The sequence below is a fragment of the Lamprocystis purpurea DSM 4197 genome (assembly GCF_000379525.1).
In the GTDB taxonomy this organism is placed as follows: Bacteria; Pseudomonadota; Gammaproteobacteria; order Chromatiales; family Chromatiaceae; genus Thiodictyon; species Thiodictyon purpureum.
Genome location: NZ_KB902515.1, coordinates 1 through 19589, shown reverse-complemented (window position 1 = coordinate 19589; position 19589 = coordinate 1). Strand labels below are relative to the sequence as shown.

Sequence of the window (19589 nt, the reverse complement as noted above, 5' to 3'; positions counted from 1 at the left end):
AGGCCGGCGGGTGTTCGTCAGGCGCGGTCGTTGCTGGGGCGAGCGCGTGTCAGTAGTCCTATTTGCGAATGAAGTAGGCGGTCGCCGTCTTGTTTCCCGACAGGATCAAGGTACAGGGGCCCGTCCCGGTGCAGACGCCGCTCCAGTGCGAAAACAGGTACCCGGTCGCCGGTGTGGGGGTCAATGCGACTGCGGAGCCGCTGATATAAACCTCCTTGCAATCGCTGCCGCAGGCGATCCCTGCCGGCTCACTTGTCACCGTACCGCTGCCGCTACGCTTGACCGTGAGTGTGTATTTCGGCAGCGCCGTGAAGGTCGCTCTGACGCTCTTCGCCGCGCTCATCGCGACCACACAGGGTCCAGCCCCGGTGCAGGCATCGCTCCAGCCGGAAAACCGATAGGTGCCGGCCGGGACAGGGATCAAGGTGACCGCGGTGCCGCTGACATAAGCTTCCGAGCAATCACTCCCGCAGTCGATTCCAAATGGGCTGCTGGTCACGGCACCGCTTCCGCTACGGGTGACGGTGAGTGTGTGTTTGGGGAGCAACGTGAAGGCCGCGGTGCAGGTCGCGTCAGCGCCGAGCGCGAACGACGTACCACAACTGCCGGGACTCCAGCCGTCAAAGCTTGAGTCGTCCCCGGCGGCCGCGGTCGGTGTCACGTGAGTGCCGACAGGATAACGACCGCCGCCACCGACAATTCCGCTGCCGGTGCCATTTTTAAGCACGCTGAGCAGATAGGTGACAGGCGCCGCGGGCGGTGCGTTGCGCTCGCGTTTGACGGCCGGCCAGAATCCGCCATTGGCGGCCTGATAGGCGGCCGTGCCTGACCGTAAACTGTCGAGATTGAGAAATTGCGTCTGCGCATCATCCAACAGATCGACATAGCCGCCGCCGCCGTCGCCAAGGCCAACGAGAATCTCTCCGCGCTGATCGCCGTCGATGTCTCCGACCACCGGGCGGGTCTCACCATTCAGGATGTTGTAATCGGGCCAATGGACGCCGGCCGATGCCATGTGCACAACCGCGGACTGAACATAATCAAAAACCTCGATCGTGCCTCCGCCGCCTGGTCCAAGACCGATAACGATCTCCTGATTGCCATCGCCGTTGAGATCACCAAGAGCAGGCCGTGTTTCACCCACCTGAGCCGCGTATTCGGCCCATGACAGGTTTCCCTGAACCTCGTCGCGCCACGGATCGACTCCAGCCGTAAGACGCGCCGCGTCAAAGCCGTTCTTGACCAGAAAGATTCCGAAGCCGCCACTGCCCAAACCAATCACCAGTTCATCCCTTCCGTCACCATCGATATCGCCCAGAGCCGGCCAGGTTTCACCGTTCGCCTGGCCGTAGTCCGGCCAGTTGATGTCGGCCCAGCCGATTGGCGAGAGCGCGCGATCCGTCAGACGAAAGATCGCCATCTTGCCATCTCCACCTTGCCCGAGCCCGATGATGATCTCGTCTTTCCCATCGCCATCGATATCACCGACCGCGGGACGCGTTTCGCCGCTCGCGGCGTTGTAGTCCGGCCAGTCGACCTGACCCCAGAGCAAGTGGGAGAAGTCGTCATCAAGAATCTGAAAGCGGCCGCCCGGTATGCCCGATTGACTGACCGGAGCAAAACCGATGACGACCTCATCCTTTCCGTCGCCATCGATGTCGCCGGTGGCAACGCGGGTTTCACCACTCAAAGCATTGTATGCCGACCATCCGGACGCGACACGTTGCTCCAATGTCCGATTCATATTGACGATTTCAAGTTGGCCGCTGTTCGCCGGATCGGCACCCATCCCGAGGACATATCTGAACTGTCCGGACGTGACTTCGTCGGAAAAATCCGAGGCGTCGCCATTGTCGCTGTTTGCCGTTACAGCAAAATAATAAATACGATCAGGATCGAGGTCAGTGAGGGTGAACGTCGTTTGATTGCCGACCGCGACCGTGTGATCGTAATCGCGGGATCGCTCGCCACGATGAATCGTATAGCCCGTGATACGCGCATCATCAACCGGATCCCAGCCCAGAGTATACTGAGCGGCACCGGCCGGTGCAGTCATGACCGCCAGCAGGACCAACACGCCTGCCCATGCATAGGATTCGATACCGCTTTTCATCAGAGAGCCTTTAACCTTGATGATGGCTTGGAGGTCGACGGCCACCTTGGCCAACTCACGTGTCATTCCGCCGATCCGGTAGAGTCCGCACCAGCGGTTCCGCATCCGGAATCGCACCAAGCACCGGTAACCCAAGATAACGTGCGATTTGCCGTTCGGACTTGAATGACGGGTCTGCCAGTTCGAAAAGTCCGATCAGTACCACCATGCCCAAGAATGACAGCAGCAGCACGAACAGCGCCGGCCGCAGTCGATCGGCGCTCCAGACGGATCGCTTGGCAACCACCAGCAGGTCGCCGGCCGTGCGGAATGGCCCCGGCGTTTGAACGCGTTGTGATTGCGCACGCGCGAACCCATCGTCGATTCGCCTCAAGAGCCTGTCAGTATAGAACCCGACCAGTATCCTGCCGAGCGCAACATCCTTCCCCGTATAGCTTAACCGTAATCCGGACTCAGGTGTTGCGGATAAGGTCAGGGCGGTGTGCACGAGTCGGCGCAGCGCGTTGTTGTCCGCACCACTGTGCGGAGTTGCCACCAGTTCCAGCTTGTTCTGTAGTGTTGTCAGCGCGAAGTTTTCCAGAAACAGCAGGTCCGGGTCCGCCGCGACGGCGTTGATGGTGATGGTGTCGACTGGGCTCATTGACGCGGCGACCGGGATATCTCCCGAGTGGGGCTCAAAATCCTGATACACGGAATAGGTGATATCGGTCAGTGCGGCAATACCCAGGTAAAGGATAACCGCAAGCACGGTCAGTAACATCCATGGCTTATACGCGCGCAGTGCGTTGCCATAGCGTCTCAGGTAGAATCCCATGTTGATTCCTGGTTGTTTCTGAAAAGGTCGATGTACTCTGATGTTCCGGCACGATTACCCTTTTTCATCGCTGTCGCTTGTTGATCGACTGGCTATGCGGTTGTCCTGTGCTATTTTCTTCCTGATATCATCCGCTGATTGGTGACGACCCCAAGCATATTCGCGCCAGCGGCTTCCATGATTTTTTGGGCCTTTCTGACATGCTGCTTCGGTGTTACCGCGGATAGCACGACCATCACGACACCCGTGGCGATACCGGAGAGCATCACGGGGTCGATCATCATTCTGTTTGTCGGAAAAACCGCCGCGCTGTCGATGACGATGAGATTGTAGCTGTCTTGAGCCTGGCCAATCAGTCGAGTGATTGTCGGAAATGCCTGGTCAGTCAAGGCGGATTGATCAGCGTAATCCTCCGGAGCGGTCAGAAGATCCGGCGTATTCGGCCCGAAGGAAATAACGAGTTCGCTTAGCGGCGCGCTGTACAGCGCCTTCAGTGAGTGTGGGAGTGCACGATCAAAGCAGCGATGCAGCGCCGGGCGGTACCAATTGAAATCCAGTGCTGCCACGCGATAGTTACCATGCTGTGCGGCAGTGGCGGCGAGCGCCGCTGCGATCAAGCTCTTTCCTTCACCCTGCACGGCACTGGTGATCAACAGCGTTGCGCATTCTTGTTTCTGTAAAGCAAACTCGATCGCGCACAATATTCGTTTGACCTCGGCGATCTGTTCAAGCGCTTGCCGAAGCTTCGTTTCAATATGAATCATAGATTTATTCAGCCACGATCACTGCGTCAAGGTCCCATGAGGCACTCGCTCGTTACCTCCGCACCCCGGCCTGGCAGGGCCGGTGTTCCATGCCGCGGCGAAACTGTCGCGAATGTTGATTCAGTATAGTCGTTTGAAATAATTTGCGGGCGGCCGCGGTCGAAGATGCTGCGGATCCGAATGCCGGGATCTCAGGCTGTCGGTCGCCCAGACCGGGAAGCAAGCGATTCATTGGCGCTTTGGAACCAACGGCGACCGGTCTCGCCGCAGTACCGCTTCGGTGCTCAGCGCGGCTCCGGTGATCGACAAAAAGCGGCGTGGTGCGGGCTGGAACGTGCTGCTGGCGACACTGAGCGCCGGCTGCTGACCGCGGAACACGATATGCGCGAGTTCGGCCACCGAATAAAACAGATTGTCGGCGCTGACCGGGGCATCGCGGTGAGCGATCACCTGCTGCCAGGCGTTCGGGTACAGAGCGCGATAGGCGTCCGTGGCCCAGAAGACGAGTGGAACCTGTAACTCCCAGGCGCTGTCGTGTGCATGTCCGGTGAAGCCTCGGGCGTCGTCGAACAGATTCTCGCCATGGTCGGGCATGAACACCAGGACGCCAGGGCGGCGCGTGGCCTTCAGCAGCGCGATGATCTCGGCAAGAACATGGTCGGTGAATCGGGTTGCGTTGTCGTACGCATTGATCATGTTCGCCTTGATGCCGGGAGCGCCGATATGATAGTTGGTCAGACCGCGCAGTGACGGTCGCCAGTGGTCGAACGCATCGGGGTAACGATACCCGTAGTCCCAGTGGTTTCCCATGGTGTGCAGGATCAGGAAACGATGCGTTGGTCCCGGTTCGGTCAGCGCTCGTGCCAAGGGGGCAAGGAGCACGTCGTCAAAGGGGGTCTGCTCCAACTCCGAGTCGTTAAAAAAAGTGACCTCATCGGCCTCGACGGCATGGGCCGAGATAGTGGTGTTGTTGATGCCGATCCGGAATTGGTTCGACAGCCACCAGGTCCGGTAGCCGGCCTCGGAGAACAGGCCCAACAGGGTCTTTTCTTCAAGATGACGATCGGGGTCTGTCGCCGTTGCGCGAGAGATCATCAGCGGCACCGCGGTGCGCGTGAGGCAGGCGGCGGCCGTGGCGTCGGTATAGTTGACGAGGCCGGGCTCGCGCCCAAGCCGCGGTGCCGTCTCCCTGGCATATCCGCCCAGGGACCAGGACGACTGGCGCAAGGCTTCGCCGATGACCAGGACCAGATTCAGTCCGGCCTCATCGGTCTGCCCGCTGCGGCGGGCGTCGAAGCGAAACCCGGCGATCCGCTCCGCGATGTGTCGGAGACGTTGATGCTCCTCGTGGACACGCCAAATGCGCAAGAGAAAGCCGACCGGAAAGGTCCGTTCGATATTGATGCCGGTCTGTGCGAGCGAGGCGTCAAGGTCCAGATCGGTCTTGGCAAGATTTTTCCCGAAAATGACGATGATAGAAAGACAGCCGACGGCAACCAGGGAGAAACGCAGTCGCGGTGCCAGTGCGCAGTGGCTCTGGTGGAGGGCGCGCAGACCCAAGAACCAGAGCGTCAGCAGTGTTGTGATGACGAGGATCGCCGGAACGAGTTGCCTGCCGAGGTACTGTAGGGCCTCATGTCGATCGCCGGTGAAGGCGCTGGCGATGATGTTGACTGTCGACGGGGACTGGTAGGTCCGAATGAAATAGATCTCCAGCGGCAGGACCGCGAACAGCGGCAGACACGCCAAGACCAGGACCCATGGCCGGCGAAACAGGCCGACCAGCAGCACGGCAAGTCCTGAAGACAGGACGAAGAACGACAGACCCGGAAGCGAGAGGATGGATTTCTCGCCGCCGCTCAAGGTCAGGATCAGATTCGGGCTCGACAGCAGGACGAACAGCACCAGCCCCCAACGGAGCGCGGGTCGGTCGCAGCTTGTCGGCGGCTGTGGCGTGGCACGCATCGCGATGATCGAAATCGCTCCGGCTCAGGCGCTTGGCGCCCGCCGCGGGAGGCGTCCGGTCAGGATGTCGCCGATGCCGTGGACGACGCCGCGAATGCGGTCCCAGTCGTTGCGGCGCCATGACGCGGCCAGGATCAGCAGCCTAATGATCAGGTAGCCGCAGCAGGCATACCAGAACAGCACCCAGTCCCACCAGGTGTGATGCACCAGGTCGCGGAAGAACAGATACCGGCCGGTGATAAATTTGCGCCCGCGGGCAACCGGCTCCGGGCGCATCGTCGGTGATTCAAAATGAGCGAGCCTGGCTCTCGCGGCCAGCACCAGGCGCCAACGTTTCGCGACCCGGTAGGAAAAGTCTTTGTCCTCACCGAAGGCGGCATCGCGATAACCGGGCGTGAAACGCAAGCTGTCGAAAACACTGCGACGATAGGAGCAGGCGGCTCCGGCCAGGAAGTCGACATCGCGGTCGGCATCGGGGATCTGCCCGGTGTGGCCGTAATCAACGCAGAAACCGGAGATCAGCACCTTGCCCTCGGTATTTCCCGAGACCAGGAACAGCCGATCCAGGATTTGCCGTAGACGACGTTTGGTGTTTGACGGCTTCTGATTGACGATGACTCCGCCAACGCCGCCGATACGCCCGATCCGATCCTGGGCATAGACGCGGACGACCTCGTCCAGATAATCCGGAAAGAGTTCGACATCGTCGTCGAAGAAGAAGATCAGGTCACCGTCGGCGATGGAGACGGCCAGATTGCGCGATTCGGTCAGTCCAGGGCGCTCCTTACGCACCAGTCGGCAGCGGACGCCGGCGCGCTGCAGCGGATCGAGCAAGGGCACTTCAGCCAGATCGCCGTCGTCAACGATGATCAACTCGTCCGGCAGCCGGGTTTGTGTCAAGATCGACCGCAACGCGATTTCAAGTTCGGCGGGGCGATGATAAGTCGGAATAACGACGCTGGTGCTGAGCATGATTTGGTCGGCTGCCGGTTGCCTCGGCATTGGCGATCACGGACGCGATGTGCCTTAGCCAGCTTGTTGTCTTCACGGGGTCAGTACGCATGATAGCCTCACGGCCAGGTAATTTGCTATGGCAACTGGCGGCAGTTCTGGTGATTCTGGCCAGTGTGATGCCGCTTTTGACCGACTATCCCTATCTGGCGTTAGCTCCCGGTCTGGGGCTGCTGTTTCTGTTCCTCATCGGCCGCCGTCCGGAACTCGGCCTGTACGCGATCATTTTTCTGATTCCGTTCGGCAACTTTCGCGATCTTGGCGGGCCGCTCGAGAAGATCAAGATTCATTGGCTACTGGCCTTGGTGTTGCTGCTGGTGCTGGCGCTTCGCCTGTTGTCCGATCGCACGCTGATGGCGCGCTTCCGCTCCAACCTGTGGCCCTGGTTCCTGTTGTTCCTGGCGATCAGTCTGCTCTCGACCTTCTTTTCCGACTACAAGAGCAACGCGGCGGAGCAGGTCGTGCTGACGCTAGTCGCCATCGTTTTTTTTGCGCTGACCATTTCGCTGACCGACAAGACCGGTGTGACGCGGCACATCCCCGCCGTGATCGCGGCGTCGGTATCGATCGGCTCCCTGTCTGCAGTCGTCGGAACCCTGTTTCATGTCGCAGTGTTCTCGGAAGGCGATACATTCAGCCGTAGTACAGGGGGAACCGCCGACCCCAATGCGCTTGCGATGCAGATCATTTTTGGCCTGCCTTTTGTGGTCTTCTGGCTGACACATGCACGGCATCGACTGGTTAAACTCCTGGCGTTGGCCATGCTCCTCATCAACATTGTGGCGATGGTCGGAACATTTTCGCGCAGCGGTGCGATCGTCATGGGGCTGACGCTGGCGATCTTGTCTTTTATCAATGTCAAAGGACTGACCTCACGGCAGTTGGGGCTCTTGTTCGCTGGGGCCGCGGCGGTCATGCTGGTCGGGGCGGCGATGGTTCCCCAGTCGTTCTGGGAGCGCCAGGCGACGCTGGTATCTTCCAAGCAGGACCGCTCGCTCAACCGCCGTGGTTCTTATCTGATCGTGGCGCGTGATGCGATTGTCGATCGTCCGATTCTCGGCCATGGACCTGGTACCTTTCGTGATCTCTATACAACGTCCGACTGGGCTCAGCGCTACGATAAGAAAGGCTCGACCAATCGACGCTTTGCCCATAACACCTATTTAGAGGTACTGGTCGGGACGGGGTTGCTGGGTTTCTTCTTTTTTATCGCGCTCCTGCTGACAGCAATGCGCAATCTGTTGCGTGCCCGCCGGTTGTTTCTCAAGTGTGACGACGGCTACCATGCCGATCAGGTGCTGCACTATCTGGTCGCATTATGCGTCCTGCTGCTTTACCTGACCATGTTCAGCGACGTGTTCCAGAAATTCATGCTCTTATCCATCGGCCTGTCGCAGGTATGGCTGCGTGTCGCCGACACCGTCGCGGTGGAAAAGGCTCCTGTGGGCGCCGGGCCGGCAACCACCGGGTTTGATTACTGGCCGCCTCTTAGGGAGGAGCGTTGATGGACGCGGTAATGCTTTTCGTATTCGCGGCGAGTTTGTGTGGTATCGCGCTGCCGCTGGCGGGGTATCCGCTGCTGGTGCTCTTGGCGGCCAGGATGCGCGCGCGTCCATACCGTCTGGACAGGACCTGGACGCCGCGGGTGACGCTGATCGTCGCATGTCGCAATCCCGGAGTGCTTCTTCAGGAAAAGATTGCAAATACGTTCGCGCTGGACTATCCCGCTGATCGTATCGACATGGTGATCGTCTCCGATGGTTCAACGGATGGAACCGAAGCAATCCTGCACCATTGCGAAGAACCACGGATCCATGCTTGCGTACTCGGCGCGCATCACGGGAAAGCCTATGCGCTCAATCAGGCCATGGCGCTGGCGAGCGGCGAAATTCTGGTATTCAGCGATGTCGATGCCCAACTGGTGCCAACCGCGTTGCGCGCGCTGCTTGCGCATTTCGGTGACGAGACGATCGGGGGCGTGTGCGGGCAACGGGTCTTGCAGCGCGAGCAACAGGCCCTGCGGGATGCGCAGGTGCGTTATATCGACTGGGACAGCCGCATCAAGTTACTGGAGACCCGGGTCGGGAGTGTGACGAGCAACGATGGCAAGCTCTATGCGCTGCGCGCCAGGGTTGCGGGTCCCATCGTCGATGGTGTGACGGATGATCTTTACGCCGCCTTGCAGGTCATCGCCGCAGGCTGGCGCTTTGTTTTCGAGCCGCAGGCCGTTGCCGCGGTGCGGGTGCCGGCGCGCTCGGCTGAACACGAAGTCTCGCGGCGGCGGCGGGTGGTGTGCCGCTCTTTGCGCGGGCTTTTCATGCATCGCCAATTACTCAATCCGCTGCGGTTCGGGGTCTTCGCGCTCGCGCTCGCCATCAACAAGGTGCTGCGTCGCTTGTTGCCCGTTTTTCTGGTGCTCCTGCTGCTGAGCACGAGCCTGCTGGCCTTGGAGTCAGCACCTTGGATGTGGCTGCTCATGCTGCAACTCGGCGTCGGTGGTCTGGCGGTGATCGGCGCGGCGGTGCCGGCGCTGCGCGGTCGGTTCGGAACGGTCAGTCGCACGGCCTGGTATTTCGTTCTGGGCAATTACGGCACCGGGCTCGGGCTGTGGGATTTTGTACGTGGGCGTACCGTGGTGCGGTGGGACCCGATCAAGGGCGAGGTCGATCAGTCTGCCCCCGCGATGGCCTACACGATGTCCCGCTTTCCCAGGCTCACCGAGACCTTCATTCTGTCGGAAATTGTGGCGCTGCTGGAGTTGGGCTATCGTGTTCGGATCTGGCCGTTGTTGCGCGAGCGCACGCGGGTGCAGCACGCGGATGTCGAGCGGGTCATGCCGCTGGTGGAATGGCTGCCATTCCTGTCGGTGGCGGTGTTGTGGTCGAATCTCAGCAGTGCCATCAGCCGGCCGGGACGCTACTGGAGCACCTTCGCGGAAATGATTCGCGGCACCCGCCCGAGCCGGAATTTCTTTATCGGTGCGCTCGGTATCTGGCCCAAGTCCGTCCACTTGGCGCGCCGGCTGGAACAGGATCAGGTGCGTCATCTGCACGCCCATTTCGCCAGCCACCCGGCGCTTGCGGCATGGATCGTCTACCGGCTCACCGGCATCGGCTACAGCTTCACGGCCCATGGCTCCGATCTGCATGTCGATCAAACCATGTTGGAGAAAAAGATCGATGATGCGCGTTTTGTGGTCAGCATCTCGGAATACAACCGCCGCTTTATCGAACAACGGCTTGGACGCTCCTTCAAGGATAAGATCAAGGTCGTCCATTGCGGTGTCGACACCCGCCTGTTTAGTCCGAACCCGGCGGGGTTGCAGACGGATGGCGGGGGATTGCGCATCCTGTGCGTTGCCGCTCTGCGGGACGTCAAGGGTCATCGTCACCTGATCGATGCCTGCGCACTGCTCCGGGATCGGGGTGTTGGGTTTCGCTGTCGACTGGTCGGCGATGGGCCGTTACGGGTGCAACTGGAGCGCCAGATACGCACGCTCGGTCTGAGTGATCAGGTTCGGTTGCTGGGGCCTTTACGGCAGGAAGCCGTGCTGCAACAATTGCTTCAACAGACCGACGTCGTCGCACTGACCAGTGTCCTGGCACCCCGCGGAAACCGTGAGGGTATTCCGGTCACGCTGATGGAGGCGATGAGTTGCGGTCTGCCGGTGGTCAGCAGTCGCCTGTCGGGTATTCCGGAGTTGGTCGAGGATGGTGTGAGCGGCCTGCTTACGCAACCGGGTCAACCGGAGGAAATCGCCAGTGCTTTTGCCCGTCTGGCGGCGAGTCCCGCGCTGCGGATGGCCTTGGGCTCGGCCGGGCGCGAGCGCGTGCTGCGGGATTTTGATACTGCGATGAATGTTCGGCAATTAGCGGTCCTGTTCGAGCCCTATCTTGGTCAGCCTCCAGAGGCTGGTGTCCGGTAAATTCGCGGCAACCCCGAGGAGTCTGCAATGTTCCGCGTTTTCGCTTCGCTTGCGTCCACGATGCTGGTCTTGTTGTTCATTGCGCCGATAGATACGCGGGCCGCACCGCCGGACATGCAAATGCTCGCCAACGGAATCTGGATCGATCGTCAGCGGTTGGGTGCCCTGCCGACCACGGGCGTCGCTTGGGATGCGCTGAAAGCCGCTGCTGACCAGCCGATGGCTGTCCCGAATCTCTCGAATCAGGAGGATCCAACGAACGTCTTGGTCTTGGCGCGGGCCCTGGTCTATGTGCGTACGGGGGCATCGATCTATCGGGACGCGGTGGTTGCGGCTTGCATGGCCGCTATTGGTACCGAGGACGGCGGCAGCAGCCTCGCGCTCGGCCGTGAATTGATGGCCTATGTCCTGGCCGCCGACCTGGTGGGTCTGCCACTGGAGCAGGATGCCGTGTTTCGCGCTTGGCTCGGGAAGGTCGTGGAGAAGCCGATGAGCGAGGGTCGAACGCTGCGCCAGACCCACGCCATCAGGCCAAATGGCTGGGGAACCTTTGCCGGCGCCAGTCGGTTAGCCGTTGCGGCCTATCTCGGCAATCAAGAGGAGTTGGCCGAGATTGCGAGGATCTTTCGGGGCTGGCTTGGCGACCGTACCGCCTACGCGGATTTCAGTTACGGCGAACTCGACTGGCAGGCGGATCCCGCGAATCCAGTCGGTGTCAACCCGTTCGGTTCAGCACGGGACGGCCACAACATCGACGGTGTCATTCCTGAGGGAATGCGGCGCTGCTGCATATTCACCTGGCCCCCGCCCCATGAAAACTATGTGTACTCGACGCTGCAGGGCGCGCTCGCTCAGGCTGTGATGCTGGAGCGTGCCGGATACGATGTGTTCGGATGGCAGGATAAGGCGCTGCTGCGGGCCTTTGAATGGCTGCATACGCAGGCGAACTACCCGGCTGAGGGTGACGATACCTGGCAGCCGCATCTCGTGAATTATTACTATGGCACCGCGTTTCCGGCACCCCTGCCGAGTCGGCCAGGGAAGAATGTCGGCTATACGGATTGGACCCATGGGCGTTTACCGCGCCCGCGGAATTTGCGTATCCTCCCTTGACCCGCGGCGCGTGATAGCAAGTGGGTCCTTCCGACGTCGCGCCGCGGGCTTTGTGTTGCTCGGCGGTGGATGTTCACCGCGGAATCATGTGAAATGCCCGGTTTTAACCTGATTGTCCAGTCACCCCATGCGTCTGCGGTGCCCGACGCGTGCGACCGCATTGCCGGGAGTGAAGCGCCGGTAGAACAATCGACCGAAGTCATTGCCGAGGACAATGCGGCCCTGCTCACAATGACCGCTTATCCACACTACCCGGTCAGGGTGTGGCGGGACGAACGTTTTGTCATCTGCTGCGAAGGTCGGATTTATGGGCTAGGTGAAGACCTCTTAGTACGGACGGCGTTCACCTTGGCCGAAGCCATCGTCAGCAATGATTGCGCCGCGGTGACCGATGGGCTGCTCGCGCACGATGGTGACTTTGTGTTCGTCATCCTGCATAAGGCAAGCGGCGATTGGTACGTTTTGAACGATGTCTTTGGTCGTTTGCCCATCTACTTGGGTCGCTCAGACCGAGGTTTCACCGTGACGCGCAATATTGGTGTCGCGGTCGCGTGGTGTGGGCACCATGGGATGAGTGCGGTGGGTGCGGCACAGTTCCTTGTTTTCGGTCATTGCCTGGGGGAGCAGACCCTCTGGGATAAGATACGGGTGCTGCCGTCGGCAACGTTGCTGCGGATCGGCCGCAACGCAAGCAGTCACCTGACACAATTGCACCGCTTCGATTTCAGCGCCAAGGCGACAGCCGCCGGCGATCTGCGTGAGCAGGCGAGTCACCTGGCGCTTTTATTCCGGAAATCCTGTACCGCGCGCGGTCAGCTTCCGGGACCTCATGTCGTCGCGCTAAGCGGCGGTTTGGATTCGCGTGCCGTAGCGGCTGGGCTTGCCGGTGCAGAAGATGCGTTCGACGCGGTGACGATGGCGCGACCCGGTTGGTATTCCACGGAGGAAATCCGGATCGCACAGGACGTGGCACGACGGTTGGGGCGCCCGTGGCGCGCGTTCGAAGTGCCGCCCTGCCGCGGCGCTGACTATTCGGCTTTGCTGGAGATCAAGCAGGGGCTGAACGAACTCGGTATGGCGTTCCACCTCTCGTTCTTCACAGATATCCGTCGACGCTGCGGCAGCGAGGTTGTTTATTTCACCGGAGACGGGGGAGACAAAGCGCTTCCCGAACTTCGTCCGAACCGACGTCTAGCGGATAGCGAGGCGATGTGTGATTTTACCCTTGATCGCCGCGGTGTCTTCACGCTCACTGAAGCAGCAGCGATCACAGGAATCAGTGTTGGTGAGCTGCGTTCGTCATTGATGGATCGCTTCTCGGGTTACCCGGAAGCGGATGGCGTTGACAAGTATGTTCATTTTCTGATCTATGAGCGGACGATGCGCTGGCTGTTCGAGGGCGAGGACCGTAACCGACACTATTTCTGGAGCGTAGCGCCGTTCTTTTCGTTGCCATTCTTTCGCGATGCGATGGACTGTCCGGCGCATCTGAAGAAAAACTATCGACTCTACCGTGAATTCCTTGCGGCGCTGAGACAGGATCTTGCCACGCTGGATAAGGCGGGGTCGCACGGCGCAATCGGTTCTTTCGGCTTCACGTTTCACCATCGTTTCAAGGCAGCGGCACACTCCTGGCCGGGACTGGCGCGGCGCGTGCAGCGTGCGCTGATCCGCACCCCCGGCTTTGCCGCGACGGATGAGGTGGCACGGTTGCTTGAGTATCAAATCGGTACGGTAGGGACTGCGGCGGCGGGTGTGGATGTTGCCGCGTGTCGGCACGTCGTTCAGGGTATTACTCAACGCCCGAAGCGGCAAGTATTGCTGCTGCTCACCCTGCTATCGATGATCGACCGCTTGCACGGCGGGAACTCCCTGCACCTCTGGCGTGAACGACAACTCCCGTGACACCTGAGGCTAAAGCGATTTTTGTTTATCTGCCAGGAGGCGACTTGATTGATGTGCCTTGTTTCTGCGTCCGACCTGGAGTGCACGAAACAGGTTTTCGAGCACCTCGAGCGGTAATGGACTCAGCAGATTCAAGCGACCCTGGGCGAGCCAATGTAACAACAGGAAGCTGGCGATGAAGACGAACATACGCAGGCCGGTTCCGAGCAGGCCGGCATCCGTGATCAATTCCGGCAATTGCCAGATCAGCAGTGCGGTCAGCAGGAACAGGGGCCAGATCCAGATGAGTTGACGGCGCTCCTCACGCGGGGTGGCGGCCAGTTCCGGGCGCAGTAGCCGCCAGAGGGTGAGAAAAAGCAGCAAGAAAGCGACCCCGCTGGCGGCGGCGACACCCGCCAGCCCCGCGCCCAGTCGCAGGGCGACCCAGGCAGTCAGAAGGTTGGCGAGCACGATGAGCGGCATCAGTGCGGCGGCCCGGCGTTGCCGACCGAGGGCGACAACCGGGCTGCGTAAGACCAGCGACAGCGCCAGAAAATAGACCCCGCAGGCCAGGATCTGGGTCGGCGCCGCCGCCGGCTGGTAGCCCGGCAACAGCCATTCGATGATCAAGGGTGCGGCCAGCGCGACCGGACCGATAATCAGCGGCATCAGGAACGCGGCATTGAGCGCTGGTTCCAACAGGTGCCGCCGCAACAGTGCCGGTCGCTCGGTCCCGGCAAGATCCGCCATCAGGCGCGGCTCCAGCACCTCGCGTGCGGTGCCGGGTACATTGCGCAGGAAGCTGACGATCATCAGCGCGACGCCGTAATAGCCGAGGGCGGTGGTGTCGAGCATGGCTGACACGACGAAGCGATCGGTGGTGATCACCAGCATCATTGCCAGTTCCAAGCTCATGATCGGCCAACCCCGACGGATCATGCTGCCCATGATCACGACGATCCGTCGTGACCATTGCAGTGCGACGCCGGCGCGCAGACCGAGATAGACGGCGACAAGGAACTCGCTCAGCAACACCGAGAGGAACAGTCCGTAAATGCCGAGTGTCGGCAACAGGATCAGCGTCGTAAGAAATAAGGTTGTCGCTTCCACATAGTAGGCTCGGGCAATGACATCGAAGCGATGGCTGGCCTTGAGCGCGGCGAACATGGAATCGCGCCAGCCTTGCAGCACGACCAGGGCGGCCATTGCCAGTAAGCCGAAGCGGACCAAGTCGCTCCAGTTGCCGATCAGGGCCAGGGTGATGATTGCCGACGCGAGCAGAGTATCGATCAACATGGCCCCGAGGATGCCGCCGGAGACCAGCGCTTGCGCCTGTTCCCGGTCGCCGCGGGCGAGGTGCCACGGATAGAACACACGCAAGGCCGTCCGTGTGCCGAGATGCGCGTAGCCGGCGTACTGCGGGATCAGCTTGAGCAGGGTCCAGAGGCCGAACAGCTCGGGCGACAACAGACGGGGCCGCAGGAAGCCAATGCCGGCACCTAAGATCTGGCTGACGAGTTTGCTCGACAGGTAACGCGTGAGGGTACCGGAGAGGCTATCCGCCACGGTGCTGGCCGGCTCCGGGATTCGCGGCCGTCCAAGCCGACGCGGGCAGGTCGCCGGATGTGTTCCCAGGGTTTGGATACGGTTCGGGCCGGGAGCTAAGCGGAGTACAGGATTCTTTGATCAACGGGATTGAAAATAACAGCGGCAGGCCGGAAAACTGCTCCAGATCACGCGGATTCTTGAAGCTGTGATCGAAGAATTCACGTACGAAACCGAGACTGAAACCCGTTACCAGACCCGCGAGTACGCCGACGACCAGCAGCATCGGACGATTCGGGAACACCGGGTGGCCGGTCGAATAGGCGCGATTGAGGATACTGACATAAAAGCGGGACATTGCGGAGTCGACCTTGGTATTGATTTCCGCCTCCTGCCGGCGCTTGAAGAAGGTCGCGAAGGATTGATGCAGCAACTCGGCCTGACGGTTCAATTTGTCGGCCTCGATGCTCTTCAGGTTCAATTCGAGATTACGGGCCTCAATCGCGCTGATCCGCGCGTTCAGGACACGCTGTTGCTCGGTGTTGGCGGCGAGGTCGGACGCGAGCCGGTCGCGATAATCGTCGACCTCGCGCCGGAGTTGCTTCACGCTGCTCAGGATCTGCCTATCGATGACCGTCACCGCTTGGGCGTTATCCTCGTAATGGCGCGCCGTCTTGCCGCGTTCGACCTGCAGATCGACGAGGCGCGCGGCCATCTCGCCGATGGTCGGGTTCTGTAGGAAAGAGAAGTTCCGTACCTCCTTTTCCGCCAATACTTTGTCGAGGTGTCTGAGTTGCTCGCGCAGCGTGGCCTCGTCGCCCCCGAGCGCATTCAAACGCTCGCCGAGATGCTGCTTGGCCAGCAGATTGTGCTCGATCTCCTTGAGCGGGTTCGGCGTTCCGGCGGTGGCGGCCAGTGCGACCAGTTGTTGTTCGGTGTCGTCGATCTGTGTTCTGAAGCGATCCAACTGGGCGCTGAAGAACTCAGTGCTGCCTTCCGGGTAGATGATCCGCGACCGACGCAGGATGTACTCGTCGAGGATGGCGTTCAGGATTTCGATGGCCTGGTCGGCAGCGTCGCGTTGCAGCGCGACATGGATGACGCGCGAATCCGGTACCAGCTCGGTCGTCAGGTCTTTCTGTATCCGCAGCCATTCCAGCCCGTCGGCAAAGGGACGCTGTTCGGCGAGGAGTCTGCTGACCGCCCCCTGGATGACGGCGGGAGAGCGGATGAGCTCGAGCTCGGAGCGCAGGTCCTCTTCGCCGACCTTGAATGCGCGCGCGTCCTCGCTTTCGATCGCGTCTGGGCTGCGCTGGACCTCTGCCGAGCGCACCAGGACGGCCGCTTGCGCGGAATAGCGCGGTGTCGCAAAGAGGGCGACGGCCACTGCCGTCAGGAAGATGAGGGCGGCCGTCGTCAGGATCAACGATTGCCGCGCGAAGTAGATCAGCAGCAGCTCCCGCAGATAGTTTTCGAATTGCTGACTGCTGTGTTGCAAAGACTGATGCCCCGTTATGGGTTGTCGTCGAGGGAGATGTTGTCGACGTTGATACTCCAGCCGCGGAACATCAACGCATCGCGCAATTCAGTGCCGATCTGTGCCGCCTCATTGAGGAAGGTGCGCGGGACAAAGACGATGTCATCCGGCATCAGGTAGAACAGTGACCCGCGTCCACCGAGGTCAGCCGAGCGGGTCAGATCGAGCCGGGTGGCGACGATCTCGTGCTCATGGCGACGCCGTGCCACGATGACTGAGCGCAACTCGGCCCCGTCGCTGAAGCTGCCTGCCAGCGCGAGCGCTTGAGCGACCGAGATCGGCTTGGCAATCGTGAAGCCACCCGGTTCCTTGACCGCTCCAAGCACATAGACCAGCGAGCCGGAGTGCTTTTCGAGGAAGAGATCGACATGCAGGCCGGAGATCATGACCTCGTATTTTTCGTTCAGTTCATCATTGACGTCGGTGATGCTGCGTCCGGCGACCAGGATCTCGCCAAGCATCGGGAAGACCACGAAGCCGTCGGGATGCACCGTCACCAGCCGGCTCAGGCCGCGTGAGGCCGTGTGCAGATCGCGCTTGAGCTCCTTGATCGATGACTGGAACTCGGGGACCTGAACGAAGATTTCCGGGGCGCGCAAGGTTCCGGCATAGGCCGCCTTGAGATCAGCCTCGAGTTGCTTGGGCGTCTTGCCGACGACATAGGTCTCGCCGATATAGGGTAATGTAATCATCCCGTTGGGGCGTACCAACTGTTCTGTATTCAGCTCTGGTGTATAGACGAATTTGACCGCGACCGTATGGTCGGCAGCGATCCGAAAGCTCTCCTTTTCGATCCAGGTACGAATCTGGAACAGGACGTCGAGAACGTCTCCCGGCGAGATGCGATACTTCGACATCAGATCGAAGTTATTGGACGTTTCGAATGAGAAGGAGCGGCGCGCGACGCTGACCTCTTCGTCGACCCCGATGTCACGGCGGGTGCCGCAGGCGATCACGCTCAGCACCAGGGCTATCACGGTGAGGATGCGCAACCAGCGCTCGGTCCGGACGCGGACCCGGCCCCGCGGACAGGCGCGCCGTTCGGAGTCCTGCCGCTCAGACATAAAGTCCCTTGGGAATGTAATACCGGCGCTTGTTCATGACGGCGCCGAGCAGATTGGCGTTGCCGTCGCGCAGCCTGTCCTGGTAGTTCCTGACGACCTCCCAACGGGTGCGCTCGCACTCGATGACCAACACCACACCATCGAACAGGCTGGCGCTTGCGGTCAGGTCGAACTCGCCGACGCTGCTCGGGCCGTCGAGGACGATCAGATCGTAGGCGGCACCCTCCGTGGCGCTCAGCCATGGCAGTTTGCTGCGCAGACGTCCCGGTTCGTAGCGGCTGGCCCGGCCTGGTCCAGGGCTGCCGAAGGGCATCAGGTCGAGACCCCTGACCGCGGTGGCGCGTATGATCACGTCCTCCGCGACACGACCATCGAGAAAATCCGCGAACCCGGGAACGGGATCGCAGTTGAGCAAGTCGGCCAACCGCGGGTTGGCCGGATTGCAGTCGATCAGCAGCACCCGCAGCTCGGATTCCAGTACCGCCGCTCTGGCGATCTGCAGGGCGACGGTCGTCTTGCCCTCGCCCGCGTTGCAACTGGTGACGATCAGGCTGGTCAGTGCCTGTTTTTGACGCAGTCGAATCAGGCTCGCGGCGACGGCGGCAAGCGGCGCGCAGTCTGCGATCATGAGCGGTGACAGTGACGGGCTCATCAACGCGTCCTAGGATTCCATGATCTGTGCGTCGGGCAAGGCTGGTACCGCAATAACCATAGCAACACATTGTTATTATTTAAGAGTTACGTCGGGAGTCCCAGGTAACGCGGGGTGCTGGGTCTCACGACCGGCTTGGGGGCGCCGCTGCCGGCCTTGGTCATCGTTCCGGCCGTAGGGTGGACAAGCGATAGCGCAAGTCCACCGAATCCCGCGCCGTCGCTGGTGGACTGCGCTGCGCTTGTCCACCCTAGGATGTCCCGTAGCCGGAACCGTGATCAAGGCCGCGCCGCCTGCACAGCGTCCACTTGAGAGAGCGTATCCGGCCGGGGTGCGGCGCGCAACGTCTGAGCAGCTGGTTCCGCCCGGGGCCGCCCGCCCGCGTCATTGCCGACCCGGTTGCGTGGCGAGTGGGTTCTTGCTCATGAGATCCCGGACTTTAGAAAATACTTTTGAAATTTGAATTCGTTCAGGGGCGTGCTGGGCTTTACCTTGAGCACATAACGCCAGTGATGGTTGGCGGCTGCCGGAGTGCGCGTGATGCTCACCTCGCCTTCGCAGTGTACGATCCGACGTTTTGCGGGCTGCCCTGGCCGATTACGGGCATACCGTTCGAGTCGCAGATGGACGCGGGTCAGCGGCCGGTCGTCGTCGCATTGGATGAGGATCGTCTCGCGGTTGAGGTTGAGCAGGCGGCAAGGTATCTCCGCTGCATCAGGCGGTCCGTCGAATGGCCGCAGAAAGCCGCGCGCGTCACGCGACTGGACACGCTGTAATTCGCGGCGCTCGTCACCTTGGGCGCGGCCGATCAGGTCGATGGCACGCCGCCCACTGATGCGTATCGCCTTCATACCGAGCAACCAGATAGTGTATAAAAAGAAGCCGACGTCTTGACTGTTCCGACAACCGCGCATCCGGTAGAAGCTGTCGATCAGTATAGTGGACCCCATGTCCAGGACAGTTTTCCCCCGAATTTAAGTTGTCGTGCCGACGTTCATCGCAGCGGTTTGGCGCTGCCCCAGCCACCGCGGAGCGGTCGTTAAGACGGCATCCGCGCAGCGATTAAGAAAAGATCTGTTGCTGTTGCGCCGCAGGCGTTCTCAGCCAGCTCCGGCGGCCGTGCGGCGCAGTGTGGGCAAAGGGTGAATGAGTGTGGGCAAGGTGGGGGCAACGCGCCCGCGGCGCGTTGTCCCCGGCTTGTC

The 19589-nt window shown here is 60.9% G+C and carries 14 protein-coding genes; 4 read left to right on the top strand and 10 right to left on the bottom strand.

Going from position 1 to position 19589, the window contains the following annotated elements; translation table 11 throughout:
• Window positions 1–58: 58 nt before the first annotated feature.
• From A39O_RS0120400 to A39O_RS0120380, 5 genes are all read right to left on the bottom strand, one after another.
• Window positions 59–2179, bottom strand: coding sequence for an InlB B-repeat-containing protein (locus A39O_RS0120400; RefSeq protein WP_020506523.1), 2121 nt, complete (start codon window positions 2177–2179; stop codon window positions 59–61).
• Window positions 2169–2927 carry a hypothetical protein gene (locus tag A39O_RS0120395; protein WP_020506522.1) on the bottom strand — a complete coding sequence of 253 codons (759 nt, stop codon included), beginning with the start codon at window positions 2925–2927 and terminating at the stop codon, window positions 2169–2171. Before A39O_RS0120395 ends, A39O_RS0120400 begins: the two co-directional genes overlap by 11 nt.
• A gap of 110 nt (window positions 2928–3037) precedes the next feature.
• Entirely contained in the window at window positions 3038–3691 is a 654-nt protein-coding gene (locus tag A39O_RS0120390; RefSeq protein WP_020506521.1) for a P-loop NTPase family protein, read from the bottom strand.
• A gap of 228 nt (window positions 3692–3919) precedes the next feature.
• Window positions 3920–5656 carry a phosphoethanolamine transferase gene (locus tag A39O_RS0120385; protein ID WP_020506520.1) on the bottom strand — a complete coding sequence of 579 codons (1737 nt, stop codon included), beginning with the start codon at window positions 5654–5656 and terminating at the stop codon, window positions 3920–3922.
• A 24-nt stretch (window positions 5657–5680) separates the two neighbouring features.
• Window positions 5681–6628, bottom strand: coding sequence for a glycosyltransferase family 2 protein (locus A39O_RS0120380; RefSeq protein WP_157640299.1), 948 nt, complete (start codon window positions 6626–6628; stop codon window positions 5681–5683).
• Between the two features lie 140 nt (window positions 6629–6768).
• Between A39O_RS0120380 and A39O_RS0120375 the strand changes: the two genes are divergently transcribed.
• The 4 genes from A39O_RS0120375 (at window position 6769) to A39O_RS0120360 (ending at window position 13610) form a co-directional block, all read left to right on the top strand.
• The gene (locus A39O_RS0120375) at window positions 6769–8172 is read left to right on the top strand and encodes an O-antigen ligase family protein (RefSeq protein WP_245561945.1); all 1404 of its coding nucleotides are present in this window, start codon (window positions 6769–6771) and stop codon (window positions 8170–8172) included.
• A complete protein-coding gene (locus A39O_RS36885; RefSeq protein WP_020506517.1) occupies window positions 8172–10592 on the top strand; it encodes a glycosyltransferase in 2421 nt (806 codons plus the stop codon). The genes A39O_RS0120375 and A39O_RS36885 overlap by 1 nt, the downstream gene beginning before the upstream one ends.
• A 27-nt stretch (window positions 10593–10619) precedes the next feature.
• Window positions 10620–11705, top strand: coding sequence for an alginate lyase family protein (locus A39O_RS0120365; RefSeq protein ID WP_245561944.1), 1086 nt, complete (start codon window positions 10620–10622; stop codon window positions 11703–11705).
• Window positions 11706–11798: 93 nt separating this feature from the next.
• The gene (locus A39O_RS0120360; RefSeq protein WP_020506515.1) at window positions 11799–13610 is read left to right on the top strand and encodes an asparagine synthase-related protein; all 1812 of its coding nucleotides are present in this window, start codon (window positions 11799–11801) and stop codon (window positions 13608–13610) included.
• A 9-nt stretch (window positions 13611–13619) separates the two neighbouring features.
• On the opposite strand, the gene A39O_RS0120355 is transcribed toward A39O_RS0120360, so the two are convergent.
• The 5 genes from A39O_RS0120355 to A39O_RS0120335 form a co-directional block, all read right to left on the bottom strand.
• The gene (locus tag A39O_RS0120355) at window positions 13620–15155 is read right to left on the bottom strand and encodes a lipopolysaccharide biosynthesis protein (RefSeq protein ID WP_020506514.1); all 1536 of its coding nucleotides are present in this window, start codon (window positions 15153–15155) and stop codon (window positions 13620–13622) included.
• Entirely contained in the window at window positions 15145–16632 is a 1488-nt protein-coding gene (locus A39O_RS0120350; protein ID WP_020506513.1) for a GumC family protein, read from the bottom strand. The genes A39O_RS0120355 and A39O_RS0120350 overlap by 11 nt, the downstream gene beginning before the upstream one ends.
• Before the next feature lie 14 nt (window positions 16633–16646).
• On the bottom strand, window positions 16647–17735 hold the full coding sequence (locus tag A39O_RS0120345; protein ID WP_020506512.1) for a polysaccharide biosynthesis/export family protein: 1089 nt from the start codon (window positions 17733–17735) through the stop codon (window positions 16647–16649).
• A complete protein-coding gene (locus tag A39O_RS36880; RefSeq protein ID WP_211211653.1) occupies window positions 17728–18363 on the bottom strand; it encodes a tyrosine-protein kinase family protein in 636 nt (211 codons plus the stop codon). Before A39O_RS36880 ends, A39O_RS0120345 begins: the two co-directional genes overlap by 8 nt.
• 446 nt (window positions 18364–18809) lie before the next feature.
• A complete protein-coding gene (locus A39O_RS0120335) occupies window positions 18810–19337 on the bottom strand; it encodes a hypothetical protein (RefSeq protein ID WP_157640298.1) in 528 nt (175 codons plus the stop codon).
• Between the last annotated feature and the right edge of the window lie 252 nt (window positions 19338–19589).

Bases quoted from the DNA above. Each gene is read 5' to 3' on its own strand.
- A39O_RS0120385 (WP_020506520.1), bottom strand. From the start codon at position 5,656: ATGCGTGCCACGCCACAGCCGCCGACAAGCTGCGACCGACCCGCGCTC.
- A39O_RS36880 (WP_211211653.1), bottom strand. From the start codon at position 18,363: ATGATCGCAGACTGCGCGCCGCTTGCCGCCGTCGCCGCGAGCCTGATT.
- A39O_RS0120345 (WP_020506512.1), bottom strand. From the start codon at position 17,735: ATGTCTGAGCGGCAGGACTCCGAACGGCGCGCCTGTCCGCGGGGCCGG.
- A39O_RS0120395 (WP_020506522.1), bottom strand. From the start codon at position 2,927: ATGGGATTCTACCTGAGACGCTATGGCAACGCACTGCGCGCGTATAAG.
- A39O_RS0120365 (WP_245561944.1), top strand. From the start codon at position 10,620: ATGTTCCGCGTTTTCGCTTCGCTTGCGTCCACGATGCTGGTCTTGTTG.
- A39O_RS0120335 (WP_157640298.1), bottom strand. From the start codon at position 19,337: ATGGGGTCCACTATACTGATCGACAGCTTCTACCGGATGCGCGGTTGT.
- A39O_RS0120400 (WP_020506523.1), bottom strand. From the start codon at position 2,179: ATGACACGTGAGTTGGCCAAGGTGGCCGTCGACCTCCAAGCCATCATC.
- A39O_RS0120360 (WP_020506515.1), top strand. From the start codon at position 11,799: ATGCCCGGTTTTAACCTGATTGTCCAGTCACCCCATGCGTCTGCGGTG.
- A39O_RS0120380 (WP_157640299.1), bottom strand. From the start codon at position 6,628: ATGCTCAGCACCAGCGTCGTTATTCCGACTTATCATCGCCCCGCCGAA.
- A39O_RS0120390 (WP_020506521.1), bottom strand. From the start codon at position 3,691: ATGATTCATATTGAAACGAAGCTTCGGCAAGCGCTTGAACAGATCGCC.
- A39O_RS36885 (WP_020506517.1), top strand. From the start codon at position 8,172: ATGGACGCGGTAATGCTTTTCGTATTCGCGGCGAGTTTGTGTGGTATC.